This is a genomic window from Mucilaginibacter sp. HD30, from assembly GCF_054061755.1.
On sequence record NZ_JBSSEO010000001.1, the window covers coordinates 1,470,711 to 1,495,324 of the forward strand.

At 50.0% G+C, this 24,614-nt stretch carries 29 protein-coding genes; 3 read left to right on the forward strand and 26 right to left on the reverse strand.

Annotated features, from left to right (window positions below):
* The first annotated feature begins 385 nt into the window (after positions 1–385).
* From ACVW2L_RS07235 to ACVW2L_RS07245, 3 genes are all read left to right on the forward strand, one after another.
* Positions 386–583 carry a hypothetical protein gene (locus ACVW2L_RS07235; protein ID WP_457127292.1) on the forward strand — a complete coding sequence of 66 codons (198 nt, stop codon included), beginning with the start codon at positions 386–388 and terminating at the stop codon, positions 581–583.
* A 107-nt stretch (positions 584–690) separates the two neighbouring features.
* Complete coding sequence (locus ACVW2L_RS07240; RefSeq protein ID WP_457127293.1) at positions 691–1,197, forward strand: hypothetical protein; 507 nt, start codon at positions 691–693, stop codon at positions 1,195–1,197.
* Between the two features lie 2 nt (positions 1,198–1,199).
* A complete protein-coding gene (locus ACVW2L_RS07245; protein ID WP_457127294.1) occupies positions 1,200–1,454 on the forward strand; it encodes a hypothetical protein in 255 nt (84 codons plus the stop codon).
* Positions 1,455–1,509: 55 nt separating this feature from the next.
* Here the strand turns inward: ACVW2L_RS07245 and ACVW2L_RS07250 are convergent, their stop codons facing one another.
* The 26 genes from ACVW2L_RS07250 to ACVW2L_RS07375 all read right to left on the reverse strand — a co-directional run bounded on the left by ACVW2L_RS07250 (position 1,510) and on the right by ACVW2L_RS07375 (position 24,600).
* On the reverse strand, positions 1,510–1,740 hold the full coding sequence (locus ACVW2L_RS07250; protein WP_457127295.1) for a hypothetical protein: 231 nt from the start codon (positions 1,738–1,740) through the stop codon (positions 1,510–1,512).
* A 92-nt stretch (positions 1,741–1,832) separates the two neighbouring features.
* Positions 1,833–2,426, reverse strand: a complete 594-nt coding sequence (locus ACVW2L_RS07255) for a hypothetical protein (RefSeq protein ID WP_457127296.1) — start codon at positions 2,424–2,426, stop codon at positions 1,833–1,835.
* Positions 2,426–3,202 (reverse strand): DUF4099 domain-containing protein, encoded by a 777-nt coding sequence (locus ACVW2L_RS07260; RefSeq protein ID WP_457127297.1) that lies wholly within the window; start codon positions 3,200–3,202, stop codon positions 2,426–2,428. Before ACVW2L_RS07260 ends, ACVW2L_RS07255 begins: the two co-directional genes overlap by 1 nt.
* A 3-nt stretch (positions 3,203–3,205) precedes the next feature.
* Positions 3,206–4,363: an ArdC family protein gene (locus ACVW2L_RS07265; RefSeq protein WP_457127298.1), complete on the reverse strand. Its 1,158-nt coding sequence runs from the start codon at positions 4,361–4,363 to the stop codon at positions 3,206–3,208.
* Complete coding sequence (locus ACVW2L_RS07270; protein ID WP_457127299.1) at positions 4,356–4,787, reverse strand: M23 family metallopeptidase; 432 nt, start codon at positions 4,785–4,787, stop codon at positions 4,356–4,358. The genes ACVW2L_RS07265 and ACVW2L_RS07270 overlap by 8 nt, the downstream gene beginning before the upstream one ends.
* The gene (locus ACVW2L_RS07275) at positions 4,784–5,188 is read right to left on the reverse strand and encodes a hypothetical protein (protein ID WP_457127300.1); all 405 of its coding nucleotides are present in this window, start codon (positions 5,186–5,188) and stop codon (positions 4,784–4,786) included. Before ACVW2L_RS07275 ends, ACVW2L_RS07270 begins: the two co-directional genes overlap by 4 nt.
* A gap of 1 nt (position 5,189) precedes the next feature.
* Positions 5,190–7,181 carry a type IV secretion system DNA-binding domain-containing protein gene (locus ACVW2L_RS07280; RefSeq protein WP_457127301.1) on the reverse strand — a complete coding sequence of 664 codons (1,992 nt, stop codon included), beginning with the start codon at positions 7,179–7,181 and terminating at the stop codon, positions 5,190–5,192.
* Between the two features lie 52 nt (positions 7,182–7,233).
* Positions 7,234–12,669 carry a helicase-related protein gene (locus ACVW2L_RS07285; RefSeq protein WP_457127302.1) on the reverse strand — a complete coding sequence of 1,812 codons (5,436 nt, stop codon included), beginning with the start codon at positions 12,667–12,669 and terminating at the stop codon, positions 7,234–7,236.
* A 1-nt stretch (position 12,670) separates the two neighbouring features.
* A complete protein-coding gene (locus ACVW2L_RS07290) occupies positions 12,671–12,886 on the reverse strand; it encodes a hypothetical protein (protein ID WP_457127303.1) in 216 nt (71 codons plus the stop codon).
* A gap of 6 nt (positions 12,887–12,892) precedes the next feature.
* A complete protein-coding gene (locus tag ACVW2L_RS07295) occupies positions 12,893–13,228 on the reverse strand; it encodes a DUF4138 domain-containing protein (RefSeq protein ID WP_457127304.1) in 336 nt (111 codons plus the stop codon).
* Positions 13,185–13,688, reverse strand: a complete 504-nt coding sequence (locus tag ACVW2L_RS07300) for a hypothetical protein (RefSeq protein ID WP_457127305.1) — start codon at positions 13,686–13,688, stop codon at positions 13,185–13,187. Before ACVW2L_RS07300 ends, ACVW2L_RS07295 begins: the two co-directional genes overlap by 44 nt.
* 53 nt (positions 13,689–13,741) lie before the next feature.
* Positions 13,742–14,890, reverse strand: a complete 1,149-nt coding sequence (locus tag ACVW2L_RS07305; RefSeq protein ID WP_457127306.1) for a conjugative transposon protein TraM — start codon at positions 14,888–14,890, stop codon at positions 13,742–13,744.
* Between the two features lie 4 nt (positions 14,891–14,894).
* Positions 14,895–15,314, reverse strand: a complete 420-nt coding sequence (locus tag ACVW2L_RS07310) for a hypothetical protein (protein WP_457127307.1) — start codon at positions 15,312–15,314, stop codon at positions 14,895–14,897.
* Entirely contained in the window at positions 15,292–15,906 is a 615-nt protein-coding gene (gene traK, locus ACVW2L_RS07315; RefSeq protein WP_457127308.1) for a conjugative transposon protein TraK, read from the reverse strand. The genes ACVW2L_RS07310 and traK overlap by 23 nt, the downstream gene beginning before the upstream one ends.
* Before the next feature lie 57 nt (positions 15,907–15,963).
* Positions 15,964–17,121: a plasmid transfer protein gene (locus ACVW2L_RS07320; RefSeq protein WP_457127309.1), complete on the reverse strand. Its 1,158-nt coding sequence runs from the start codon at positions 17,119–17,121 to the stop codon at positions 15,964–15,966.
* The gene (locus ACVW2L_RS07325; protein WP_457127310.1) at positions 17,118–17,843 is read right to left on the reverse strand and encodes a hypothetical protein; all 726 of its coding nucleotides are present in this window, start codon (positions 17,841–17,843) and stop codon (positions 17,118–17,120) included. The genes ACVW2L_RS07320 and ACVW2L_RS07325 overlap by 4 nt, the downstream gene beginning before the upstream one ends.
* A gap of 104 nt (positions 17,844–17,947) precedes the next feature.
* Positions 17,948–18,622 (reverse strand): hypothetical protein, encoded by a 675-nt coding sequence (locus tag ACVW2L_RS07330; RefSeq protein WP_457127311.1) that lies wholly within the window; start codon positions 18,620–18,622, stop codon positions 17,948–17,950.
* Positions 18,613–19,269 (reverse strand): hypothetical protein, encoded by a 657-nt coding sequence (locus ACVW2L_RS07335; RefSeq protein WP_457127312.1) that lies wholly within the window; start codon positions 19,267–19,269, stop codon positions 18,613–18,615. Before ACVW2L_RS07335 ends, ACVW2L_RS07330 begins: the two co-directional genes overlap by 10 nt.
* Positions 19,266–19,928 (reverse strand): hypothetical protein, encoded by a 663-nt coding sequence (locus ACVW2L_RS07340; protein WP_457127313.1) that lies wholly within the window; start codon positions 19,926–19,928, stop codon positions 19,266–19,268. Before ACVW2L_RS07340 ends, ACVW2L_RS07335 begins: the two co-directional genes overlap by 4 nt.
* Positions 19,925–22,348, reverse strand: coding sequence for a TraG family conjugative transposon ATPase (locus ACVW2L_RS07345; RefSeq protein ID WP_457127314.1), 2,424 nt, complete (start codon positions 22,346–22,348; stop codon positions 19,925–19,927). Before ACVW2L_RS07345 ends, ACVW2L_RS07340 begins: the two co-directional genes overlap by 4 nt.
* The gene (locus ACVW2L_RS07350; protein WP_457127315.1) at positions 22,326–22,613 is read right to left on the reverse strand and encodes a plasmid transfer protein; all 288 of its coding nucleotides are present in this window, start codon (positions 22,611–22,613) and stop codon (positions 22,326–22,328) included. Before ACVW2L_RS07350 ends, ACVW2L_RS07345 begins: the two co-directional genes overlap by 23 nt.
* Positions 22,613–22,918, reverse strand: a complete 306-nt coding sequence (locus tag ACVW2L_RS07355) for a DUF4134 domain-containing protein (protein ID WP_457127316.1) — start codon at positions 22,916–22,918, stop codon at positions 22,613–22,615. Before ACVW2L_RS07355 ends, ACVW2L_RS07350 begins: the two co-directional genes overlap by 1 nt.
* Before the next feature lie 153 nt (positions 22,919–23,071).
* Complete coding sequence (locus ACVW2L_RS07360; protein ID WP_457127317.1) at positions 23,072–23,362, reverse strand: DUF4134 family protein; 291 nt, start codon at positions 23,360–23,362, stop codon at positions 23,072–23,074.
* Positions 23,359–23,646: a hypothetical protein gene (locus tag ACVW2L_RS07365; RefSeq protein ID WP_457127318.1), complete on the reverse strand. Its 288-nt coding sequence runs from the start codon at positions 23,644–23,646 to the stop codon at positions 23,359–23,361. Before ACVW2L_RS07365 ends, ACVW2L_RS07360 begins: the two co-directional genes overlap by 4 nt.
* Positions 23,643–23,984 (reverse strand): hypothetical protein, encoded by a 342-nt coding sequence (locus ACVW2L_RS07370; protein WP_457127319.1) that lies wholly within the window; start codon positions 23,982–23,984, stop codon positions 23,643–23,645. Before ACVW2L_RS07370 ends, ACVW2L_RS07365 begins: the two co-directional genes overlap by 4 nt.
* A complete protein-coding gene (locus ACVW2L_RS07375; protein WP_457127320.1) occupies positions 23,959–24,600 on the reverse strand; it encodes a ParA family protein in 642 nt (213 codons plus the stop codon). The genes ACVW2L_RS07370 and ACVW2L_RS07375 overlap by 26 nt, the downstream gene beginning before the upstream one ends.
* Positions 24,601–24,614: the final 14 nt, after the last annotated feature.

Here is a 24,614-nt window from a genome sequence, read left to right on the forward strand (position 1 = left end):
ATAGGTATTGGTTTAACGGCACCACCCTCATAGTTGGTCATCGAGGACATGATTAAAGTAAAGCGCCAACTTCAATGGCGAAGCATTTGGCAGCCTGAATATTAGCAAAGCCAAGTATCCAAGGTGCTGCTATCAGCAGTATTCTTACGGCTTAATCCAGAACAGCACGGGTCTTTAGATTAATGAATTTCATATTATAGAATTTTAATGCTCTATCACTAACAAGCAAGTGCCTGTAATATGTTTGCCCATTCATCAAAAACGAGTATTTCGCCATTGATCAGTTTGGTTATTACCTTAAACCAAGACGTATTTATCAATCAATTTTGCGTATATCGCCAGCAAACCCAAAGTGGAACGGCTTGTTTTAATTAAAACTACAAACATGGAAGATTATCAGAAATCAAAGACGCCCGCTGAACAGTTACAAACAGAAGGGCCAGTTTTCGTGAAGGACGAACAGGGACAAAATATAGAAAGACTGAAGCCATTCCAAGCTGAAGCGATAAAAAAATGGCACCAGCTAAAAGATAAGGATAAAGACGAACCTTTTGAACAGACTGTTAATGATCGGGTTCATTGACTATAATTACAGCTACAATCAATTAAAAGTTATGCAATTAGACAACTGAATATCTGGCCGCGCCAACAGATGTTGTATATGGGAATGCTAAAGTAAATAAACAGCTAATGAGTACTACCGCCGTATTTCAGGTCTTTCAGTCCCGCAGCTATCAATTGTTCTTTGCGGGGCAGCTGATCTCCCGCATTGGCATGTGGATGCAGCGCACAGCAGTGATCTGGATCGTCTACTCGCTGACGCATTCCGTGTTCATGGTCGGGCTGGCTACTTTTGCGCTGCGGTCAGTATTTCCTCCAGGCATTGGGCTTGAGCAGGCTATCACATTGATCCGTGTAGGGGCTCTGCGTTTTACAGGTAAAAGCAAAAAGCAATTGTTATGGGAGGTTCATTTGCTGTTGGGTACCAAAGTTAAGCCCAAAAATGATGTGGAGCTGTTCCAGGTAGAAAGCAAAAACTATAATCTTCCTGTATTGGTCAACACGAAACTGGAAGATGCTAATCATGAACTGGAACTTTTAGGGTTTCCACTGTCGATGACGGTTTTTGAGTTATTGGAGAGTGATTACAGGGGGGAGTTGTGTACAGACGATCTGATCAATCATATAGGACGGTAAAAATGGTGGGAAGGTACGTTTGTGAGAAAACGGTACGTACGAAGAACAATCAAAATATGTGGTTCGGTACTTTTTTAGATGTGGAGGGGAACTTTTTTGACACGGTACTTTTCCCTAATAACACACCTGCTTATCCTTTCAGGGGGCAGGGCTGTTATCTGATTTCGGGAAAAGTAGTAGCGGAATACGGCTGCGCCAGCCTGGAGGTGCAGCAATTCGCGAAGCTGCCAATCTTAGGTAACCCGGTCATGGCTTAATGAATAACGTCCGGTAACAAAATAATCACCTTCCGGCAGCCTTTGGCGGCTGTTATCAGCGGCGCAGCTGTTTTCTCATTTTTGCACGCATATACTCGCTGAACAGCTGCTCCCGGAAACGCTTCTCCGCTTCCTTTTTGGAGCGTTTGTTATATCCCCACAGAAACAATGTCCATATGCCGAAGGCAACCGCAAAGCAGGGAAAGGGGTTCTTTGCGGCCAGCGCGCCGAAAAAAGCGAAGGTGGATATAAAACAGGTGGCGATAAAATAAAACGCGGTTTTCATGATCTTTTCAATACTTTAAAATACGAAGATTCCGCTACAAATGCAAATTTAATTATTAATTAATCTGTTCATTATAACAGCATAGCGAGGGCTTAAATCTGTCGTTCGCAACGAATTTGTGTGAGAAAGCTATTGTGCATTTCAGGTTTTCGGGTGCGGATTCCGCTTCGCAAGCCCGTGGCTTTCTCGAATGAATTAAGGCTGAGGTTTTCAGGGTCGGCGGCGAATATGCGATCGTTCACCCGGCAGACGACCTGATGCTGCCCCCAGCGCAAACGGACGCTTTTATTACGGATGCCTGCCGAGACGAAAATATCGGTCAGGCGGCCGGTCAGGTCATTGGGGAACACCAGTGTTATTTTTCTTTTCCGGCCGTATTGTCTTATCCAGTTTAATTGAGCCAAAGCGGGCAGATTGCCGAGCGCTATAATGGAACACGCGGACAATACCGGATAGCTGTGACGGCGGAGGGTCAGATAAGCGATGGCCTCCATGGCGCTGGAGGTCAGGATCAGTTCGGTAGCTGTATAATTGCCCGCCATCCACAGGCTGCAGGTTGTGGGAACAATATGCAGGTCGGGATGGTAAATTTCCACTTCATCCTTGTAATAGAACACGGGTTCGTCCAGCTGAAGAAAAGCCTGGAGTTCGTCCGGAACTCCAAGCTCGTTAAAAAAAGGATGCATCAGCGGGAAGGCCTGTAGCTGCTCCCGAACCGGATGTGGCGGTTGTCCACGGCGGGGCGCTGGTCCTCCAGATCCTGCATAGCGCTGTGATAACCGGGACTCAGGAATTCCGCCTCTTCGGGGTCATGTTTCTTTCCGAATGCCGCGTTCAGTCCTTTGTAGACCATATAGGAAAGGCCGCCATCAATGAGCACAGACGCGATCAAAGCCAGGCGGTTGGAGCGGATACCATGAATATCCGTTCCGGAATAGCTGAAGGCTGTCTTATCAGCCAGCTGCACCTCTTTTCCCCTGCGGTAATTTTCTTTTTGCGCGGGGGTCAGGAACTCGCTGTTCACCATATCGGGCACCATGATCTTTTCTGTGTCAGAGACGATATACTCCCTCGTTTCCGCATCAAATTCCACCAATAGTTCCTTTTTGTTCCCTTTATCATCCTTTGTTATTTTCAGGAAGTGCGCCACTTCGCCTTTCTCCAGCTGTTCTGCCTCGTTATCGTCGAGATAGTCCGGCCTTGCCGGTTTACGGTAGATCGGGTGGATCAGCAGGTCGGTTTTACCATCGCTGTTCACACGCAGGCTGACTTTGGCATCCAGCGCTTTGATCCGGAAGCCTTCCGCTTCCAGATCTTTGAGCTGCATCAGGTTCGTGCGGCGGCCTGAAAGCAGGGCCTTGAGGTCGTCTACATTCAGTAAGAGCTGCCCGCCCGATGCCAGTCCTATGGCTTCCAGATCCTTGATCGGAAGGTCCTTTTCTTTAAAGCTGATCAGGTTCATCGTTTATCTGCCGATTTTATAGGATTGCCCGGTTTCCATTTCCAGCTCCTGACGGGCCGGATTGTTCCGTGCTTCGATCAGGCTGGCAAAAAGTTTATCTGTCGGTTTCAGCCTGAACTTTTCACCGGTATCTGATTTCTCCATTTCGAAGCCTTTACCCTTTTTATCCAGCACCTTATAGGTGGTATCATTATAGGCGATCTCCTCCCCTTTTGACAGCGTATTGACCGCAGTGCCTGCCTGTTTGAGTTCGCGTTTCTGGTCTGTGCCCAGCAGGCGGTTGGCGATCTTTTGCGCATCTGCCGACGCGCGGGATATTTCGAAAGGGTTTTCCTTTAGCATCTTAGCCCAGCTCGCGGTATAGGCCGGATGCTGCCCGAAGCTGTGCCCGAGCTTTATTTCCGCGCCAACGAGCATGGCCGCGATAGAAGCCCGGAGTTCCTCATGCGCGTATTCCATCGATCCGAACTTACCATCCATCGGGCGGTTGAGGCGGCTTTCATGCCCGGTCCAGTGCGCCAGCTGGTGTATCGCTGCCTGATAATACTTTGTTTCGCTTTCGAACTGTTCAACTTCCGGCAGGTGGATCTGGTCTTTTTCTTTGTCATAAAAGGCCTCCTGCCCGCCATGAACGATTACTGCTTTGCTATCCGCTATCAGCTTTTCAGCTTTCTGAACAGGTGTAAGCTGATCGTCTTTTTCTTTTCCGCGCAGCCAGTCCTCCAGTGGCGGCATATCCCTGATCTGCGTGGCATTAAAGAGGAAGGCTTTTCCATTTTGTACTTTATCGAATTCGACGGTTTTGGTTTGTGTTTTACCGTCCTCTCCCTTTACTTTGGCACCGTCCGGCGTTCTAATCGCCTGGATCTCGCTCTTTTTCGGAAAGTTGATCAGCGTCCCTTTGGCACCTTCCTTTACGAGGTAACCATTAAAGCTCGCGGTATCGGCGGACATCCAGCGGGGATCGTCGAAGCCTTTCAGGGCGAGGTTGATGGCGTTCATGGCACTATAGCCTTTGCCGGTGATCGGGTTAACAGGCGGGACAAAAGCCGGGAGGCCATTCTCCTTAACGGGTTTCTGGATGGGTGAAGTGCCGGCTTTAAATTCGGCACTGAGCTTTTCGGCGACCTGCACGTAAAGCGGTTTGAAGTTTTTACTCATGATGTTTGTTTTTTAAGATGTACTGATAAATGAATTCAAGCGGGTCAAGGGGCTGTCCCTTGAAGTGGACTGTGAAATGCAGATGTTCTGCGGTCACTTTTCCGGTGGAACCTGTAACAGCGATGGGCTGTCCGCACGTAACGCTATCGGCGGGATGAACCAGAACGGCGCTCAGATGTCCGTACAGGGTTTCAACAGGCCCATGTGCCAGCCGGAGAAAAATGCCCAGACCCTTATCATAGCGGACAGTGGCTACCCGGCCATTCATAACAGCGAATACGGTGTCACGGCCGGCGCGCAGGTCTACAGCGGGGTGAAAAGCGATTTTCCCGCTCAGCGGGTGAATGCGGTAACCATACCCGGACGTGATCTGCAGGTTTTTAAGCGGCAGGCAGATCATGCAGCACAACAGCAGCGGTTTCAACGGCTGATATTGGGCACCTGCCGCCGGTTTTGTCCCTCTGTCAGGGAGAAGAGGCTGTTAGGCCAGATACGCGGATTGTCCCGTGCTATTTCCAGGGCTTTCCACAAGTCGGTACTTCTGCCCATCTCCCGGAGTGTGGAAATTTTGAAAAGGTCCTTGTAGCTTTTCAGATCAGGAGCCGTATGCGCGCCACCGTTAAATAAGTCTTTTCTCTCTTTCAGGGCGAACACCGCATTTAATGGATATACCGCTTCAAATTCGTCCGGAAAGCGAAGGTATATTTCCCCTTTAGGCGCATCGATGTATGCCACTATGCCGATATCCCCTTTGCGTCCTGCGGGATCGTTCTCTATTTCCGGGTTCACCAGCACGAGTGTTCCCAGATTCTCATTAAGTTCCATATTATTTGATTTTTGAATTTCCAGATGGGGCCGGCGTGCTGAAGAGCAGCACCATATTTTCTATTTCCTGTGTGATGCGGTTGAAGTTTTGCCGGAGTATTTCCTCCCTGCGCCCGCTAAAATCATAGTATACCGGCAGGGGTTTATAGTTCCTTTCCTCCCCGGCGATTTCGGCACTGTCCAGGTCAATGCGGCAGTTAACGGCAGAGGTCTCGAAGATCCCGGTGAATTTTTCCTGCGCGTCGGCAGCGATGACGCCCACCATTTCACCGGCGTTGAGCGAAGCGATCTTTCCGGCAGGGATCAGCACCTCCAGTTTTTCATTCAGGGAGGTGGAGGTTTTATTGCGGTCTATGGACAGGCCCTCACCGATCTGTTTGGATTTACCGAACAACCGTTCGAGCCATTCCAGTGTTTCCTTGTTGCGGACGGAACCGGACAGCACATTGCCGATGACGGCGGTTATCGTCGCGGCAGTATCTTTACCATACTGCTGGCTGAATTGCGGCAGCTCCTGGAGGCCCATCAGCACTGCGACCTTATTGCTCCTGGCCGTGGCGATCAGGTTTTCCACTTTGTGTATAAATAAGGTCGGCACTTCGTCAACGATCAGCGCGGAGGGCAGATTGCCTTTGGTATTGATCAGTTTCGTGAGGCGGTTGATCACGATGGAGTAGCAGGCAGCGTTGATATTCTGCGTATTGGGATCGTTGGCGAGGACGAGCACTCCCGGCCTTTCCCTGTCCGATATTTTCAGATCGAAGTCGTCGCCGGAAAACACCCAGTAGGTTTCCTTGGTGGCCAGTCTGCTGATAAAAACTTTCAGCGTACCGATCTGGCCCTCGAGCTGGTCAAATGCCTTGGCGTTAAATGCCGTCATGAAGGGCGACATCAGGGAACGCAGTTCCGGTTCTGACACCAGGGCGTTGAATATCTCTTCATAGCTGCGGTTGAGCATGGCCAGCACATGGGGCAGGCTTGAATAGCTGCCCTTGCTGTACTTACTGAGAAAGTAGATACAGGAGGCCAGAAAATTGATAGCCGACTGGGTAAAGAACTGGTCGCTTCCTCCGGATTTATCACCCTTTTTTAACGCTTCCACGAGGGCTTCGGCGGTTTCGGCGGCATCTGCCAGGGAGCGGATATAATCTGCCCGCCATGGGTTGATCCGTCTGCTTTTCTCCGGGTCGTTCAGGTTCAGTACATGAAAAGTATAAGCTTTCATTTTCCCGGCCTGTCTGGCTTTCAGGTAATGGTAATAAGCGATCTGCCCCAGATCAGGGAATTTAAAGTCGTACAGGCATACCGCGAATTCTTTGGCAATCAGCTGGCGGATGAAAGGGTTAACGACGGAGTAGCTTTTACCCGACCCGGGCGTGCCGATCACCATTGTTCCCCGGAAAACATTACAGAGATTGATCCAGCCCTTGCGCACCCTGCGGTCATAATAAAACAACATCGGGATATTCACGGAATAAGGCGTTTCTATCTTCTTCTGCGGCTGCAAAAAGCTTTCCGCTTCCGTGTTCCATTTGTCTTTGCCCAGCCCGGAATTGATAATTTTAGAGACGTTATCCATTGACAGGCTGATCAGTACCGCGCCGGCCACAGAACAGACCATATAGCTCAGGTCATACCAGGAGGTATAGGGAACAACAAGCTGCGATATCCGTCCCTGTAGTGCCATACTGCCAAAAAACAGGGCCAGCCCCAGCGCGAGCGGATACACGATATGACTTTTCGGATCGAGGTCTGTTTTCTTTTTTGCCAGCGTACCGATGCTGACCAGGCAGATAAGGGCGAAAGTCGCCAGCTTGCTATAGAGGAGGCTGCCGTACACCGGCAGACTTCCGATCTTTTCAAGTACCGGTAGAAAGATACCCCAGAAGGGCGCGTCATGGTAAATAAATAGGCAGGCTTCCAGCAGGATGGACAGGTAGATCCCGCATTGCATAAAACCATGCAGCTTTTGCTGTTCACGTGTTTCTTCCATAAGTTTCGGGTATAAAAAAAGGCCAGGCGACAGCCTTACTACCGGTAATGAATCAGCGTTTTGGTTGCCGGGTAAGCACTTCCTCCGCTTCAATATCTTCAGCAATCCACTCCTGCGTTTCAGCTTCCTGCTGTTTCGCTGCTATGTTCCTGCTGATCTCCTCTTCGAGCATTGCAAGCTGCGCCTTCAGGGCTTTCAGGGCATCTTCCTGTTCAAAGGGCCTTTCGGTAAGCGCCCGGACAACAGGTATTTCCTTTTCGAGTCCCTGAAGTTTTTCCCGGTAACGGATAACCAATGATCCTACGTTGTCAATGGCATTCAAAAAATACCGGGCCGCGGTTTTGGGATTGTCCGTATTGGGAACACCGTTGTTCCGCATATACTTAATGCCGGTCAGGCTGCTTTCCGCATAAAGGGAGCGGACATTTTCATATTTACTGCCCTGCCCGGTCTGCACCCATGCCAGCTGTCTGTTCACACACAATTTAAAGCCGTAAAGTTCGCCGAAATGACAGGTATCCTGTTCCGGAATTTCTGGTTGCCATTGCTGATACAGTTCGATAAACTGCTTACCGAGCTGCTCAGCGTCAGCTTCAGTACTCCCGTATATTTTCACCGGATTGTGTTTCCTGCCGTTCGCATCATGGCTAAGTACTTTCAGGTAAGCGGTCTCATCCAGTAAAAGCCGGTCCAGCATAGCTGCGGTTTCGTTCCTTTTCCTTTCGATATCTTCGAGCAGATACCGGCTGCGGGCTACATCCTTAAAATGAGAAGCTTTATTGCCTTCCAGTTCAGCGACCTTCCTTTCTACCTTCGTTTTTTCCAGCAGCGAAGTATCGCCTGAAAGCACCGCGATATATTCGGAGAAGTTCATACCGCTTTGTTCATCCATCGCACCTTCATCGAGGGTCCTGATGCTCAGTTCACTGTTTTTCATCTGACTGATAAAGGTCTGCTTGTTCTTCAGCAGGTTGAACTTATAGTTATCCAGCGACTGCTCTACCGCGTAGATATAGTTCCTGACCCTGTTGTCAGAGAACATTTTCGCCAGCCAGTTTCCCTGCCTTGCGCCCCTGCCGTCCCTTTGCTCCAGTTCAGCAGGTTTCCAGGGAATATCCAGGTGATGCATGGCGATCACTCGTTGCTGAACATTGAGGCCGGTACCGGCTTTTTCCGTGCTTCCGATCAGTATCCTGATCTCACCGGCATTCATTTTCCGGAAAAGCTCCGGTTTCTGCCGGTCTGTCCAGTCGTGTATAAAAGTGATCTCGGAGGCAGGAACATTAAAGTCTTCCATGAGCTTAGCTTTCAGGGCATCATAGATATTGAATCCCTCCGGTTTCGGCGTTCCGATATCAGAGAATATGATCTGAGTACCTTTATGGGCATTGCTTTCACTATATTCCCGCGCTACGTTCCGTGCGCATATGCTGACCTTGTTGCCGGGATGGTCGCCGTAGCGGCTGTCACTGACCAGCCGCATGTCCACCGCCATTTTCTTGGCGTAATTGGTGGCGATCAGCATCCGTCCGAGGTCTTCATTCGCTGTCAGCGGCTGACGGCCGATGAGCGTAGCGTCTCCGGTCTTCGCGAATTTCATGAGCCTGCGGATAAAGTCCTGCTGCTCCGGCGTCGGCGGGATATTGACCAGTATCTCCTCCAGCACCGGTTTATCAAGGCTGATATGCCTGGCGGTCTTGTAGTCCGTGATCTCGTTATAAAAGCGGGCCAGTTCAGGTACTTTGATAAAGTAGCGGAAACGTTCTTTCGCCCGGATCTCGTTGGTCACGCTGAATTCAAAGTCAACCGTTTTACGGGCATATACCGCGGCCCAGGCGTCGAAGTTGCTGATCCGCTGCCGCTCCATTTCATTCGGGCGGAGATATTTAAAGATAAGGTACATCTCGGTCAGGCTGTTGGAGATCGGTGTACCGGACAAAAAAGTAACACAGAGATCGGCCTTATACTTTTCCTGAAGGGTACGGATGGCGAACAGCATATTCAGTGCTTTCTGACTGCCCTGCATATTACCCAGTCCGGCAACCCGGTTATGCCGGGTGGTAAAGGTCAGGTTCTTGAACTTATGCGATTCATCAATAAAGAGATGGTCAACCCCCATTTCCTGAAAATTGATCCCGGTATCTTTCCGGTTCTCCATCGCGTACAGGATGGCATTGAGGTTAACCTGCAGATTATTCTTGCGCACTTCCAGCCCTTTCAGCATGGATTTATTGATGGCGACACCGAGGCCCTGCAGGGTCATGAGGTCCCGGGTGACGTTATCCAGTTCTGCTTCAAAGATCTGCCGCTGTATCTCCGGCGATTGCGCGATCATACCGAACTGGTCATGGGTCAGAATCACGCAGTCCCAGTTGTTGTTTTTGATCTCGTGAAACAGGCGTTGCCGTTTAGCCGGCATATAGTCATTTTCACCCGGTGCCAGGATCCGTGCAGCAGGGTAAGCCAGTCTGAATGTATCCCTGATCGCGCTGACATTCGCTTTCAGCGCGAGGATCATCGGTTTATGAACGATCCCGAGCCGCTTCATCTCTACCGCTGCCACGATCATGGTCAGCGTTTTTCCCAGACCAACCTCATGATCAACCAGCGCACCCCGGTTTTGAATGATCCGCCATGCAGCATCCTTCTGGGAGCTGTACAGACCGGGGATCTTCAGTGCTTTCAGGTCAAGGCCCGGAAAGCTGAGGTGACTGCCGTCATACTCCCGCAGCACATAACAGTTGAACGTGTCGTTGTACAGCTTTTCGATCCGCTGCTTATCTTCGGCAGGCAGTTGCCTGAGCCAGTCCGTATAGCGGCTGCGGATGTTCTCGATCTTCCGGTGCGCTGCCTGGATGGCCTCCGTGTCCGGCACCCTCCTCACCCGGTCACCGTCATCCACCGGATAGGTAATATGCGGGGAGGTGTTTTCCAGGGCATGCTCCAGCAGGGTACGACCGGTCAGTTTATCGCTTTGCCTGGGAATGACCGCAAATTCCTCATCTGTTGTCGTATTGCCTTTACCGTATGTTACCCTGAACGTATCAACAGAAGGAAAGTAATTGATCTCCGTTGGAAGTTTAAACAGATCTTCCGCGAATCTTTCATAGTAGCTGACGGGCAGCCAGCGTTCACCCAGGTTAAAATCCAGCAGTTCAAATGGGATCTTATCCGGCTGCACCCGGCGGATCGCGGTCAGGCTTCGCAGGAACTGAAAGTTTTCCGGATCGGCGCTCAGGGCATTCTCCGCCTGCCGGAGTTTTTCGACAACGTTACCGGATAAATAGTGATCGGTGGTCTGCCATTCCCCGCTTTCCGGATCCAGTATGATCTGGCTGTCCAGGCGATAAATGAGATCATCTGATGAAACGCCTGTTAGATCATTCAGCCAGTCCAGATCTACCCTGCCGAGCTCATTCAGGCAGCGTGCAAGCGCGTCAGCCGGGTCAGTGGTTTTAAAAGCTTCCTCCCGGGGAAACACGGGTCCACGGAAAATATCTGAACGTGTAAACTGATCGTTTTCCCTGACCTCCAGCGATGCGATCATCCTGAAGCCAAAAGTTGCATCGGCAAGTATCCGGGAACGGTTGCCCTGCCTGTTTAATTCACCGTATTTTTCAGTAAAGGCTGCATAATAGCTATTCAGCGTCTTACGCAATTCCGGGAATGGTATTTTTTGCTCAGCCTCCTGAAGAGATAGCTGCAGGTAAGTATCACGCAGCCGGATATATGCCCGGTAAAAGGCAGGATCGTCCTGAATATCCAGCGGTTTGAATTCAGCCTCATCATTGGCAGGCGGGCCGATCAGTCCTGCTTTTCCTTCCAGCAGCACCAGCGTACCGCTTTCGTAAAAGGGTCTCAGATCCGTAAAGGCCTTTGGCCGGTCCGGCGAAAGCTTAAAGGATGCCTCCAGGCTCGTGTCGCCTTCATAACGGAAATCATAGGCGAAATACTTCAGTTTCGCTGAAAGGCTATCCAGCTCGTTTCCAATGGCCATACCGGTATGCCATTTTGCAGATACAGACAGCTCCCCGACATTGCTGAAAAGTTTGTAGAGGTACCGGCTGTTCGTTTTCGCTCTCGCGGTCAGCATAACAATACTATCGTGGACGGGGCGGGCGGTGGTACGGACCGTACTGATCACACGGGCAGTCGTGGCATCAACGGTCGCCTGATCAAAATCATCGAGGTAGGAAACTGCCTTATTGCTGCTGGCGGCAGGAACGGCATCAAACAGGCCAAGCTGTCCGACAGCATCAACATCCTTAACCTCCGGTACCGGCAGGAAGGTAAACTTACGGGCGGCTGACCGCTGCACATCAAAGCTGATGCCCAGCCACCGCTGGTGATCGAAGTTTTCACTGATCCCGCGCCGGACCTGAGCCTTAAGTTCCGCCGCGAGGTCCGCCATATCGCCGTTGTGCCAGACTGTAAGATTCGGCTGTCCGTAGGCATTGGTACCTTCCAGTATCTCATCACCGAGGATGAGTTCGGGATGCTTAAACAGGAAGGCATTCTGGTGATACGTTCCTTTGCTGCCGGTACATTCAACCGTTCCGATCAGCTGGCTTTCCGCTTCCGTCAGCGTTTGCTTGCCGTCGTTCTTCTGCACGATCAGCAAATGGGTACCGACCTCCACATTCGCGTTTTCCTTCATCAGGTTGGCCGGCAATACCGATACGCTGATCAGGTCAGCCGAAGTAAACAGATATTTCCGCGCGGTGTCATTGGAGGGGCTGTTGAGGAAACCGTCTGTAACGAGATAAGCAAGGATGCCGCCGTCTGCCAGTTTATCCAGTCCCTTGGCAAAAAAGTAATTGTGGATGCGGGAGGAAATGCCGCTGCCGTTGAAGGCAGGATCATAGACAGAAAAATTGCCGAAGGGAATGTTGCTGATGACCAGATCTGACTGTCCCTTTTCGTCCGGGCCGGTCTCTTCGAGCCCGCGGACCTGTACCGATATCTTACTGCTGATCGCCTGACTTAAAACGGTAAGAATCTTACCGGTCAGTCTGTCTTTTTCCACCGCCTTTACCGCTTCCAGCTCCGGGAATGCCTTAATGGCTTCCCGGACAAAAACGCCTGCCCCGGCGCTGGGTTCATAGAGCCTGCGCGGCACAATATGGTTATCGCTCAATACGGTGTAGATTGCCTCCGGCAGCCAGTCCGGTGTATAGAACGCGGTACCTGCGCTGTTGATCAGAGAATCAAATGAACGCTTATATTCCTTTTCCGATAAATGCTTTTTCAGCATTTCGTGCAGCTTCATGATCTGCGGCCGGAGCTTAAGGTCCGCCTGCGACATATCGAATTTCTGCCAGTCATCGTCCTTTCCGGCCGGGAACAGTACCGCTTTGATGCCCCCGAATCCGGCGTATGCGGAGAGGGTGCGGATTTCATCGTCTGAGAGGATCTGCCCGATATAATTAAGGGCTATCGCTATGGCTTCGATGTTATCCGCCAGTTTTTTACTGCTGTTGAATGCCATATTACCCCTCCTCCAAATAAATTGCGATCATTCCGGTTACCTCATACCGGAGAAACCTGTCATCCTCATCGAGTCCGGTCAGCAGAGGCGCACATAACTCCAGTATATTGGTCAGTTCGTAATGCAGAATGCCGTTGCCGGAAAAGCACAGGTAGGCCGTGAGGAACTCTTCCTCCAGAATCAGCCTTACATAGTCATAGGCGATCAGTGAAGTCATAAAGGATCAGTTTGGGAGAACATCCGCGTCAAGGACATCCCGGTAAGCGATCTTCAGGCTGAGCACCCGGCCTGATATCTGCTTCTCGCTCAGTTCGGCCTGAAGTATTTTATTGCCCGGAAAACTCAGCTTTTTAAAGACAAATATGTTCCGGTAATTTTTCCTGAAAGCTGCGATGTTAAAAAGCACAAATACCGGCTTCAGTTCATAAGATTGCACATTGGTGGCTTTGGCCACTTTTTTGTCCGCTATCCTGAACCGGAGATCTTCTATATCATACTGCATTGCGGAAGTATTTTTATAGCTGATGTCCAGAAAGAGGTATTCTCCGGCAGCATACACGTGATTGAGTTTTCCGGAAATTCCAAAGGAGGATGCCTTCTGTATGCCCTTTCCAGGGTTTTTCAGTAAATACCCCAAAAGCCAGGGATTTCAGTTGAGTTTGAGAAAAGCCAATGCCGGAAATATCCAGGGGTGTCATAACGTCGGGAGTTATAAGGATCTCCGTAGAAACCGTATCCTTTCCGGGAAGGATGCGGTACTGCGCGATAAACTTTTCACCGGCGATGGTAACGACCGCGTCCGGAACTCCTGCAACAGAATCTTTCATCCGGATCCGCAACACATTTTTTAAGGGCAGGTCGCCTGCCATTGCCCCGGAAGAAAGGTCCGCATACTGGATCGGTTCCGGGGATATGAAATGCACGGTCAGGTGAGCAGGCAGGTAAACCACGGGTAATTTGTCCTGTGCGGATACCTGCAGGGACATAAAAAGGGCGATATAAAAAAAGATCTTTTTCATTTCAATAATTTTAAGGTGGAATGTTGAATAGCTAAGCGACCTGGACAAGCGGCTTATTGGTGCTGAGCGGCACTGCCTGTATTTTGCAGCGCATCGGTGTCGATGAGGTAGAGATAAGAGTTATATTTCATTTTCGCCTTGTTCTTGCGAATGATACCTGCTATAGCGGAGGAAGTGGACTGAAACAGCTTATCCACAGAGCTCATGATGAACTGGCTGCCTCCTGAGTTGCCACCGATGGTTACGCCCTGCACGGAGTTGCTCCCGAGGTCCTTTGTAAACTCCCGGAAAGAAGAAAAGGGAACAAACAAACCGGGCATGCCATCCAGGTCATAGATGTCAAGTTTGACCGGCAGGATCATTCCGGCTGACAGAATTGAGGTTACGGACAGCATGACCCGCTGTTCCGAGAAACCGCTGATCTGAGCAAAAAGATAAGTGCCTTTCGGAACTATACGTGTTCCTGCCCTGATATCCTCCAGTAGTTTCAGGCGCAGTCTCGAACCGGCATATCCGGTTATCGTTTCATCGATAACCGCAGCAATAAACTGATCGGTTTTTTGCGGCATGACTGTCGTAAAATTACTGTCCGTCAGCGGTTCTTTGGTGACGCTGACCTTCCGTGTACCGGCCTTTTTTTGTGCCGCCTGTTCCGCGGCCAGCAGTTTCTGCTGTTCCGCTTTGTACTCCGGATCATTGGATTTACTTACGCTGTCCATATAGGCCATCTGCTGTTTAAAGACCTCCATGGGGTCTTTCTCCTGTGAATTTGGCAGCTGTGCGGTTTCGCGTTGCGGTAAAGGCATCCTGTTAAGGGCATCAGCAATTTTTTTGTCCTTACCGGAGACCGGGGTTTCGCTGAACTGCGCCCTCATCGCCCGGTCGATCGCTTCCAGATTCTTCCTATCCTTATCGGCATTCCTGCTGTCCTCAACAGCGGAGGTTTCCATCGGAATAATATTGACGGCGGAAGATCCGTCCGCTTGTTTATAGGTATTGCGGTAAGCATCCAGTTTATCATCGAGCTCTTTTTTTCTGACGCCGGCGGAAACATTACCGACGGTGCCATTGAGTCCCGTATCTGCCTTCACTTCCTGTACGGGCTTTGAAAATCCGCTGTGCCAGACATAGAAAAATAAGCATAAGAATGGCAGGGCGAGCAGCGGCAATACATATTTGGGTTGTTTGAAATTAATCTGCATCACATTATTGTTTTAATGGGTGAATACGCTGAAGGCGGCTTAGCACGCTGTCCAGCAGCAGGCTGTCCGCAGGTGTCAGCTGTTTTTTCGCCGAAATGCTGTCGACGGTGTGCCGGAGAATCATCATCTCCTGTATTTCTTCCGCCGCCCGGGTGATCTGGCTTAAACCATCCTGCACCGGATTTATCACCTTCGGGGCAGGACGGGCTTTAGCCAGTTTTTCTCCCGAACGGAATAGTGTAAAAGACAACACGGCGGAAACCATCATGGATATGATCATTAACAACAGAAAAGAACAGGGGTAACGGATCGTCATGGCAGTGAACCCTTCCATTAAGCCCTCCAGCCGGGGGCTGACCACCTTTTTTATTTCGCTGAACAGCGTATCCCTGGGATCGCGGTTAGAATGTATTTTTCTCCACATCTTCGAGGTCTTTATTTTCAAGTGTTTTCCATGAGGTAATGAGCACGCCATGGGGATTATTGTCGCTTCGCGGAATGTCCCTGAGGTAGCCTGCCGTTACCAGCGAGCGGATCACCGTGGAACTGCGCCTGTCGATCTTTAATTTTCCGTAATAGCGGAAATATTGCCGTACCGCGTCGACGGTGACGGAGTCCGTTTGCAGAGTAAGTACAGAACTGGAGGAAAGGATAGAATTAAAAAAGCCTTTCTCCTTCAGGTCATTGTATTGCTTCATTCCGGTTTCATCCACGAGGTACATGGCCTTTTTCATCTGATATTCCATATAGTTATCATCCGGTGTCAGCGAAAAGAACAGGGAATGAAAAAGATCAACATGGGCCCGGTATTCGGCGGGGCGGTTGAGCTGCATATCGGTCTGCCGTGCCAGCACAGGTACATTTTTATCCAGAATGTAAATGCTTTTCTGTGCGTTTGCCACCATTTTGTAGGCGTAAAAAGAGTTGACAGCTACGATAAGCAGCGCGGTACACAGGCTCCCGGCTGAGACAAAAACCGCCAGCCTGATTTTCGCTTCAATGTTTTTGATGATCATAAGATGATTAGATTGTTGGCCGCCCATTCGGGCGGCAGTGAGAAAAATCGGAATATTTTATATTATACTGCCGGATGCCTTTCTGGCCACCGCTGCTACCGTTCCGGCACTTCTGCCGAAGGTAGATGCCGCGGAACTGATTCCGGAGGTGGAAATGATCCAGGTAGAAATACTTGGCACGGTAAACATGCAGATGGCACCGATGAGAAATACAATGATGACGGTTCCGAAAGAAAGGATGCCGTTGCCGGCAAACCAGGCCATTTTTTCCAGATTGGCGCTTGTTCCGTCGTGCCCAACCAGTTCCTGGTATTTGCTGATCTCTGAGGTCAGCGCATATTCCTGCATGAGTCCGACCAGATACATGATGAGGTAGGCGATCCCGGAGTAAAGGTTGACCGAAATAAAACGGGCGATCCACGTGCTGAAACTATCCCGGAATGCCGGCAAAATACTGACGGCTACCGCGAAGGGTCCAAGGATAATAAGGATGGTGGAGTATATGATTTGCAGCATAAATATAATGTAGACCGCTATCCTGAGTATCCATATCCCCGCCAGTTCCAGCATTTGGGTAAAGAGCAGCTGCATCCCGATAGTCAGCCTGTTTTTCAGTTCTATCAGCGGTGATACTACGGTGCTGATCCCCTGCTTGACGGTGCTCGACACCGCATCCCATGCCTGCCCATACCAGGTACTGCTCTCCTTTTCTGCTACTTCCGTTTGTGCCTGAAAGGTGTAAAGTGAGTTGGCTACGGACAGCATCAGGTCTGCCCTGTTCAGGCGCAGGTTATTGACGATGGTTTGTTCACTTTCAAACATCTGCTCCGTCCGGCTGGCGACCAGGTCCGTAGGAAAGGCGATCATTTTCACAAATGCACCCCACCAAAGGATGATCATCACCAGGCCGAAGGGCCTCAGCAGCGGCATGATTTCCAGCCTTTTATCACCGACCATCATCTCATAGGATTTGATCGCGAAAAAAATGATCATAAAGATCGCTGAAAGCGCTTTGGCATCGGTAATAAAAAGATCAAAATGCGACCACACGGAGTCTTTGAGTCCTTTTAAAAATACCATTACTCCCGTTTCATAAACACCGTCCCCCTGCAGATATTCCAGCGTTTTGGCATTATTGATCCCGCCTGCTGGCTGGGAAAAAGCTGTCGTCACTCCGAGTGGCAACAGCGATAGTAAGGTTAACTTCCTTTTCATTTTACACGTTGTAAAACCTCCCCGGCGATCCGGATATCCACCTGCGGGCTCCATTCCGGTGCCACTATCCGGTTGTTCTTTAAGCGCTCCTGCTGAGCCGTCATTTCTATGGTGCTTTGTGCCGCGGAGGTCCGGATCGCCCAGATGGCGGCCAGTTCACGGTATTCGCGGAGCAGGCGGTAATAGGCCATAATCCTCGCTCCTCTTTCCATATCAGCTGAGCGGGCACCATCGATCCGTTCCTTTAAGCGGTCCAGTTCATTTTTGTACCAGCTGTACATGCCTTCCGCTAACAGTTTGGAACGTACGGAAATGGATAATCCATCCAGAATGGATGCCATGGAATTGTTGAGCACCGGCCTGAACTCCTTACTGTAATACAACTGCCACAACGGATCAGCACCGGATAAAAGGCCGGAATGCCCGGCTATCTCTGATAAGGCGCTATTGCGCAGGGTATCGGATTGCAGCTTATAGTGATTGTCGGTATTGCTCATGGCTGCGACCAGCGCCAGCCGTTGTGTCTGCGGACCGGGGCCGCTCAGGGGGCGCAGATCCTTTTTATGGTAATTGGGGTAAAAGAATCCCCAGGTCAGCCAGTACCATGGATTGAGGCCCAGAAATCCGGAAGTTGGCGTAAATTTTTTGCGGTCCCATTGTTTAAAAGACCATACGTTCCTGCTGGTACCTGATGCTTTTGTCGCTGACGAACGTTTGCCCATAGGTACCGGGCGATAAGCCGGGCATCAGGCATATGATGGTAAGAATAATGCTGTTTTTCATGATCGTTGATGTTAGTTGCCGGCGGCCGGCCGTTAAGCGGTAATTATTCCCGGAGATACCGGGCATTCTGAATAATTTGGGCGACAATCGCTTTATCCCTGTTGATATAGTTTTGAAAAGGATTTAAAGCGGCGATGATCCCGCGTTGCCTGGCCCAGTACATGGCCTTCCAGGCACCGTATGCCAGTCCGTTCAGCACCTGTAATCGCCGGGTGACATCATGCAGCAGCTGGTCGCGGGAATTATAGTCTGAAAGAATGTTACTGCCTTCCTTCAATATATAGCCGGAAACGTCATTGACCAGCGCCAGGCTTTTGGCCCGCATTTCAGCGGATATCTTTTCCGCGAAAAGCAGCAGCCAGGGCTCCTCGCGGGCCATTTCCATGGCCTGCGCCATGTAGTTGCCCATGTCGCCAATGATCACGGCCATGTATTTTACTTCAAGACCGTTTTTCAGGGCGGAGTTCACATTGGACAGGGCCTGACAGATCATGGACTGCGCCAGTACAACGGAGCCCATATTGGTGTTGAGGTTGTCAATGTTATGGTTGATTTTGCTGAGATACTGTTCATGCGTAGCTTCAGCACCGGTTCGCACCGCGGCATTTTCACTGACGGCAACAAAGTGCTGTACATCGATCACAAGTTGCTGCGCAAAAGTCAGTAAGGGCATCAGCACAGTTGCCGTCAAAAAACAGAATGCTTTCATTATTTCCATTGTTTTGCGTTTTGAAGTATTTCTTCCGCAATGCCCTTATCTATATCGATATAATCCTGAAATGGATTCGCTGCCCGCAGGAGCGCGTTCAGGCTGGTATATCTGAAAAGGCTTAGCAGGTTACCGGAGCGCTCCTGTAACCTGCTTAATTCAGCGATCACGTAATCAAAGAGGAGTTTACGGTCAGAGGCGCGCATCTGATTAACATCCCCAAAAGACAGGGTGAGCCCGGTGATATAGCCTAACAGACTTCCTGCCTGATCCGCGAACTCAAGGACAGACTGGTAACCGAGGTGGAGCAGTGCGGGATTTTGTTGTACCAATCCGATGATCTCCGCCTGGTTGCTGATGATCCTGCTGACCATGGGTCTGGCGGAAACGCCGATCTCCGCCAGGCTGATCGCGGTACCCAGCAGGTTATACCGCTGTTGCAATGTCCGGTAAGTACCCTTTAGTTTTGTTATCAGGGTCAGGTTGACCTGTTCATTGCCGGAGGCTACTGCCTGTTTATCGCGGGCTTTGATCTGGATCTTGTTTTCAGAGATCGATTCGTCCACCAGCTGATGTATTCCGACAATGTTGATCTGCTGCGCGGCGGCACAATAAAAAAAAACGGCAAAAGTTATCGTGGCAAGTGTCTTCTTCATCGTTTCAGGTATCTGGCATTGGTTAATATATCGTTAGCGATCCGGACGTCCTGGTTCTGCCATTCGGCCCAGGGGTTGAGGGAACGAAATATGCCGTTTATCTTCGCCCAGTACATGGACCGGTTCATGCCATAAGCTATGCCGCGAAGAATGCGCATTTCCTGAGCGATGTGGTTCAGCAGTTTGGCTCTTTCCCCTGCGTCCATCAGGTTGGCGTTGCCGCCCTTCAGTACAAAAGCGCTGACCTCCGCCGCAAGCGTTGCCGCTCTTGTCTGGAAATCTCTTGCCCCCTGTTCCGCAAATAAAAGCAGCAGGGGATTGGCTCTGGCCAGCTGTACCGAACTGACAACATCCGTCACAATATCATTTCCGCATTCGGCGATCTCCTTGATGGTCGTCAGGTTATTGATCACGGACGACACCTGGCTCAGGCCGGTGTAAATTTTACTTTGCAGGTCATTAATCACTAATAGCTGGGCACTGACGGTGAGTTGTCCTTTTTGAATAAGGTCGAGTTTATCATTGGTATCGTTCAGTTTACCATTGATGATGCCCGCGTTGACCGCTATGGCACCTGAGGTAACAGGGTCAAATACCAGCACCTGGGCGGTACTGCATTTAACGAGCAGGCAGAAAACTGCGGTAAGTAATTTTTTCATGATCTTGCTTTTTGATTAATCTGGTTGATAAACCGGGGCAGGCTGAGCCCGCTCTGATGGAAATCGGCCACAAAGGCGTCCAGTCCTTCCCGGTAAGCGCCATAGCGCCCGGTATAATATTCCACGGCCGACTTTTCCGGTTTTTCCGTCGTATAGGTGAGGTATTGGTGCAGGGAAACCTCCACGCCATAAACTTCGCCTGCTGATCCGCGCCTGATATACACCTCTTTGAAGCGGCCCCTCCCTTCCGTATTGTCCAGTTGATTGATCGTAAATATCTTGCGCCTTTCCGTTTCATTAATGGACAGTAATGCGGCGATATCATTGTAATTATCCTTGAATTTGGTCTGATCGAGCAGGCAGATGGTATCCGAATTGTTGATGATACTGTCTTTCACAACGGCATTGCCGATGATATCCCCGAGTTCCTGCGTTACCACTATCGCTTCTCCCCAGAACTTTCTGACCGTTTTATAGAGATACAGCAGGTAGCCGGCCATCAGCGGGCTGGCAATCGCTTTCCATGCTTCTTCGACAACCAGCGCCTTCCGGCGGTCAGAACGGTAACGCATTTTTTGGATAAACACATCCATGATAATAAGGGTCACGATCGGGAAAAGGATCTTATGTTCTTTGATCGCGTCAATTTCAAAAACGATGAAGCGTTCCGTGAAAAGCGATTTATCTGACTCCTTGTTCAGGATCGGCGCGAACTCGCCGCCTTTATAGAACTTCTTCAGCACATAGCGGAACTCATCGAAATCAAAAACGATCCTTTCCTCTGCTTTGATCACCGGGATCCTGTCCAGGGCGAACTCATAGAAAGTATTAAAATTAAGTTCGGCATTTTCAGCAAATGATATCAGGTAATAGGCCGAGATCACGCTGGATACGACATCTCTTTCCACCGGGCTGAAAGTTCCCTCCGCTCCTTTCCATGCAACACCGATAAGGGTGCACAGAAAGTCTTTCTTTTCAATATTATATTCCGGCTCGGTGATCCGGAATGGATTCATGGTGATGGGGGTAGTATCGCTGTAGGTGATGTATTTTCCATTATAATAAGAACACAGGCCGGAATAGGAATGTCCTGTATCGACAATCACCATATCCATGTTGTAAAGCATGTATTGCTCGATGAGTGAGTTCATAAAAAAACTCTTGCCGGAACCACTGGGACCGAGGCAGAACCTGTTGCGGTTATTTATTCTGCCAGTGCGCATGGGCAGGTCTGAAGGATCTATTCCAACGGGTATGCCCTGTCTGTCCGTGAACCGGATCAGGAAGTCGGATGCATCATCCTTCGGCAGGGACTCCTTGAAGAAAAAGCAGGCCGCGGCATCACAGGTTGTTAAAAACCAGTCATAGTCTTTCAGTTCAGCGGCATTTCCCGGCAATGCCGACCGGAAGAGTTCCAGCTGGTTATAGGCATTTTTGCTGGGTAAAATACCGAGTTGAAAAAGCGAGCTTTCAATGAAATTTGCAGCCTTCGCGATCTCCGTTTCTGCTGCCCCGACAACAATATTAAAATGGCAGTTGACCAGCAATTGGTTTTCCCTGGCCACATCATTGAGCAGCAGGTCAATATCCTCCACACATAACTGATTGGCCGGGTCGGGTATCCCGGAGTGCCGTTTCTTTTTCTGTTCCAGTTTGCGCAGCGTTGTCAGCTGGTTGGGAATGGAAATGACCTGGTTATAGAGAATGACATCGCAACCCGGCACTTTAAAAAGAAAGGAAAGCAGGTCAACCGGAAATCCGCGGATGCTTTCCTTGTCGTTCAGTTCAATATGTGTGCCTATTTCGCCGGGCAGGTCGATGCTGTCAATGTTCACCAGGCTGATGTTCCGGATGACCTTATTCCCTGAGCGGATCTCCGTATCTGTGGGGAAAAGGTTGTTCAGGCTGATGTGACTGCTCCTGAAATCCATGCTCAGGGTCTGCATGACGAGCAGGTTGATCTCCTTTTCCCGCAGAACGAAGGGCGAGGGCAGCACACCCAGCACCTTGGCAACTGCGATCCTGAACTCCCGGAGTTTTTTGGCGTCGTAAACGTAAAAGGCACCTTTTTTTGGCGGCCTGGTGATGGCAAGATAGGTGTCCACATGCAGGCATTCACGCCCTTCAAAATGCTCGTTATATCTTTGCTGAAGATATTCCCCGGCAGGGTTCCCTTTCCAGGGGGCGCGGCTGATGACATCCTGTTTCTGAATGATATAACCATCGCCCAGAATTTTGACGATATTCAGCAACGTATGATGAAACTCTTCATATCCGCTGGCATGGGCTGAAAACCGGATAACCGGATTAACGATCTTAATGATGATGGAACAATCCCCCTGCAGACCGATGAGCAGATCAAAGTCACTGCCTTTGTCCACCCCTGCGTAGGGGATATTAAATAATGTTTTTGCGGCCATAGTGGTTGAGGATTAAGATGCCGGATCTCCGGCTTTTGCTGTGCAAACCGTTTTTTTGTTTCGCGGCGGTAAATAAGAGGCCCCCTACAACACATCCGATCAGCACAAGGGCGCCGAGCCACATATTGATAAGGGACATGGTCAAAGCGCCCAGCACCAGTCCGGTGAGCAGAAAGCCGAGGCCCCAGTAAATGAATTTTCCCTTAAAACCCCTGAATATAAGGGGCTTCTGCAGCCCCTTATAAACGGCATACTTTCGGGCCATTACAAGCCGAAGAATGCTTTGATCACCAGGGCGGAAACCACAAGGAACACACAGGAGCCTCCCCATCCCATCAGTTCCTTGTTGATGTCCTGATCACCGCTGTTCCACTTGGAATAGACACGGATGGCACCGACGATGCCTACGATACCGCCGATCACCAGGGTAATATTGGTTACCGGAGCAACATAGGTCTTCAGGGTCGATGTCGCCGTGTTGAGTCCGGTCACACCGCTTTGGGCAAAAACCGGCATGGTCAGGGCCAGCAGAACTGCTGAGGCCCATAATTTTTTCGTTGAGTTAAACATTAAAGTAAGAATAAAATATACTTGCGGAGATCTTTTATTGGCCGCTGCTTGCAGCCGGCAGGACACAGCCGGGCGTTCAGATCACGAACAACGCCACGGGAGTTCAGGGCAAAGTGAGGGCGAAACCAAACCCTGCGGCTGAAATAGGATCTTTTAAATGCCAAAGAGTGCACGAAGGAATGCCCCGGCGAGTACCATGAAGAATGCGGCAAAGAACCAGGCGGCGACATCAGTATCTATCCTGTCTTTTCCCATCTGCCAGTTGTGATAGATCCTGATCGCCCCATTCAGACCCAGCAGGGTCGCGAGTACCATTGCGAAATCGAACGCAGAAAAGAAGTCACCTGTCAGTGCCTGCTCGGCCTGCTGCATCTCCGCTATGCCGGGCTGTGCGCCTGCGGCTGTAGTGATCAGGCAGGCGGAAATAGTCAAGAGGACTTTCATCGGTTAAAGCTAACAGGCCGTGTAAATTCAACCGCATCGGCCCTGGCGAGCGTAAACAATTGCCGGAGACTAACCCCACCTGAAGACAATACGGAATTATTGTATAAGCCCTGTTCATCGTCCGTTACTTTCTTTACCGGTTCCGCAGCGTCCTCAAAGGTGATCACAGCGGCGGAGGATTCATCGGGAGGATTCCTGTTGCGTAACAGGTCCCATGAAATAATAGCTGCATAGTAAAGCAGGTATACGCCGCTCAGGCAGAGTAAAAATTTGATCCAGGTCATAAGTCAGAATTTTGAATAAATTGTTTAATAATGTTTTTGATCTCCGGAAAGGATTCGAAAAGATGTTTGACGGAGAAGGCGACGAGTTTGGTTACATCCACCCCTGTTGCCATTTTAAACTGGTTCATTGTTCGCACCGTTTTTTCGTTAAAGCGAACGTGCACCATACTTTTATTTTCGGTATTATCATAGTCCTGTATGGCGGTTAGTATTGCCGGTACTTTTACCTTTCCCCCCGGTTTTTTCTCCGCTTTTTCAGGTCGTCCCTTGCGACCCGCCGGCGCGGGATGACTGAGTTGTTCCCTGATCTGGTCAGCTAACGATTTCATATTTTCCATGCAGGTGTTTGTTATAAATTTGATCGAACACCGGATCGATGACCGGAATCAGGCTTTGCGGTGTATAAAAAGTTGTAACGCGCTGGAAGTCCACTCTGTCAGGCAGCACAGGTGTGATCATGCCGAATTTGGAAAGCTGCTCGTCAACTTCCAGCATGATCTCATACCGGGCATTGGCTTTTACCCTGTTGGGAATAAAAACGATGGTAACGGAAGGATTTATTTTTCGCAGGACAACCGTAAAAAGCACAGTGGATTCAAAGGTGAATTCGTCGTATGCAAATGGGCAGATGACCATGTCTGCTGACTGAAAAACCGGGATCAGGCCGTCATCGTCCAGCTTTCCGGGCAGGTCAATGATGGTGATCTCTCTCCGCTCGCGGTCAAGGAGTTGCTTCAGCATGGGATAGCTGTCCAGATTTGCCGGTACCACCTGGTAGGGCTCTGCGTTTTCGAGGATCTTGGCTTTGTCAAACTTCTGGGCAACGGATTGCTGGTAATCCATGTCTATAACAGTTGCCCTGCAGTTTTTTGTGGTGGTCAGGTAATTGGCCAGAAGCATCGCGAGTGTGCTTTTACCTGCCCCGCCTTTTTGATTTCCAATGATGATGATCATAGTATAATAATTAA

Excerpts from the sequence above, each read along its gene's own strand:
- ACVW2L_RS07260 (WP_457127297.1), bottom strand. The coding sequence starts at position 3,202 with ATGAACCTGATCAGCTTTAAAGAAAAGGACCTTCCGATCAAGGATCTG.
- ACVW2L_RS07305 (WP_457127306.1), bottom strand. The coding sequence starts at position 14,890 with ATGCAGATTAATTTCAAACAACCCAAATATGTATTGCCGCTGCTCGCC.
- ACVW2L_RS07280 (WP_457127301.1), bottom strand. The coding sequence starts at position 7,181 with ATGGAAGAAACACGTGAACAGCAAAAGCTGCATGGTTTTATGCAATGC.
- ACVW2L_RS07310 (WP_457127307.1), bottom strand. The coding sequence starts at position 15,314 with ATGTGGAGAAAAATACATTCTAACCGCGATCCCAGGGATACGCTGTTC.
- ACVW2L_RS07355 (WP_457127316.1), bottom strand. The coding sequence starts at position 22,918 with ATGTTTAACTCAACGAAAAAATTATGGGCCTCAGCAGTTCTGCTGGCC.
- ACVW2L_RS07340 (WP_457127313.1), bottom strand. The coding sequence starts at position 19,928 with ATGAAAAAATTACTTACCGCAGTTTTCTGCCTGCTCGTTAAATGCAGT.
- ACVW2L_RS07250 (WP_457127295.1), bottom strand. The coding sequence starts at position 1,740 with ATGAAAACCGCGTTTTATTTTATCGCCACCTGTTTTATATCCACCTTC.
- ACVW2L_RS07365 (WP_457127318.1), bottom strand. The coding sequence starts at position 23,646 with ATGACCTGGATCAAATTTTTACTCTGCCTGAGCGGCGTATACCTGCTT.
- ACVW2L_RS07360 (WP_457127317.1), bottom strand. The coding sequence starts at position 23,362 with ATGAAAGTCCTCTTGACTATTTCCGCCTGCCTGATCACTACAGCCGCA.
- ACVW2L_RS07370 (WP_457127319.1), bottom strand. The coding sequence starts at position 23,984 with ATGGAAAATATGAAATCGTTAGCTGACCAGATCAGGGAACAACTCAGT.
- ACVW2L_RS07240 (WP_457127293.1), top strand. The coding sequence starts at position 691 with ATGAGTACTACCGCCGTATTTCAGGTCTTTCAGTCCCGCAGCTATCAA.
- ACVW2L_RS07275 (WP_457127300.1), bottom strand. The coding sequence starts at position 5,188 with ATGGAACTTAATGAGAATCTGGGAACACTCGTGCTGGTGAACCCGGAA.
- ACVW2L_RS07285 (WP_457127302.1), bottom strand. The coding sequence starts at position 12,669 with ATGGCATTCAACAGCAGTAAAAAACTGGCGGATAACATCGAAGCCATA.
- ACVW2L_RS07325 (WP_457127310.1), bottom strand. The coding sequence starts at position 17,843 with ATGGGCAAACGTTCGTCAGCGACAAAAGCATCAGGTACCAGCAGGAAC.
- ACVW2L_RS07300 (WP_457127305.1), bottom strand. The coding sequence starts at position 13,688 with ATGAAAAAGATCTTTTTTTATATCGCCCTTTTTATGTCCCTGCAGGTA.
- ACVW2L_RS07330 (WP_457127311.1), bottom strand. The coding sequence starts at position 18,622 with ATGGAAATAATGAAAGCATTCTGTTTTTTGACGGCAACTGTGCTGATG.
- ACVW2L_RS07350 (WP_457127315.1), bottom strand. The coding sequence starts at position 22,613 with ATGGCCCGAAAGTATGCCGTTTATAAGGGGCTGCAGAAGCCCCTTATA.
- ACVW2L_RS07245 (WP_457127294.1), top strand. The coding sequence starts at position 1,200 with ATGGTGGGAAGGTACGTTTGTGAGAAAACGGTACGTACGAAGAACAAT.
- ACVW2L_RS07375 (WP_457127320.1), bottom strand. The coding sequence starts at position 24,600 with ATGATCATCATCATTGGAAATCAAAAAGGCGGGGCAGGTAAAAGCACA.
- ACVW2L_RS07345 (WP_457127314.1), bottom strand. The coding sequence starts at position 22,348 with ATGGCCGCAAAAACATTATTTAATATCCCCTACGCAGGGGTGGACAAA.
- traK (WP_457127308.1), bottom strand. The coding sequence starts at position 15,906 with ATGATCATCAAAAACATTGAAGCGAAAATCAGGCTGGCGGTTTTTGTC.
- ACVW2L_RS07255 (WP_457127296.1), bottom strand. The coding sequence starts at position 2,426 with ATGCATCCTTTTTTTAACGAGCTTGGAGTTCCGGACGAACTCCAGGCT.
- ACVW2L_RS07335 (WP_457127312.1), bottom strand. The coding sequence starts at position 19,269 with ATGAAGAAGACACTTGCCACGATAACTTTTGCCGTTTTTTTTTATTGT.
- ACVW2L_RS07320 (WP_457127309.1), bottom strand. The coding sequence starts at position 17,121 with ATGAAAAGGAAGTTAACCTTACTATCGCTGTTGCCACTCGGAGTGACG.
- ACVW2L_RS07265 (WP_457127298.1), bottom strand. The coding sequence starts at position 4,363 with ATGAGTAAAAACTTCAAACCGCTTTACGTGCAGGTCGCCGAAAAGCTC.
- ACVW2L_RS07290 (WP_457127303.1), bottom strand. The coding sequence starts at position 12,886 with ATGACTTCACTGATCGCCTATGACTATGTAAGGCTGATTCTGGAGGAA.
- ACVW2L_RS07235 (WP_457127292.1), top strand. The coding sequence starts at position 386 with ATGGAAGATTATCAGAAATCAAAGACGCCCGCTGAACAGTTACAAACA.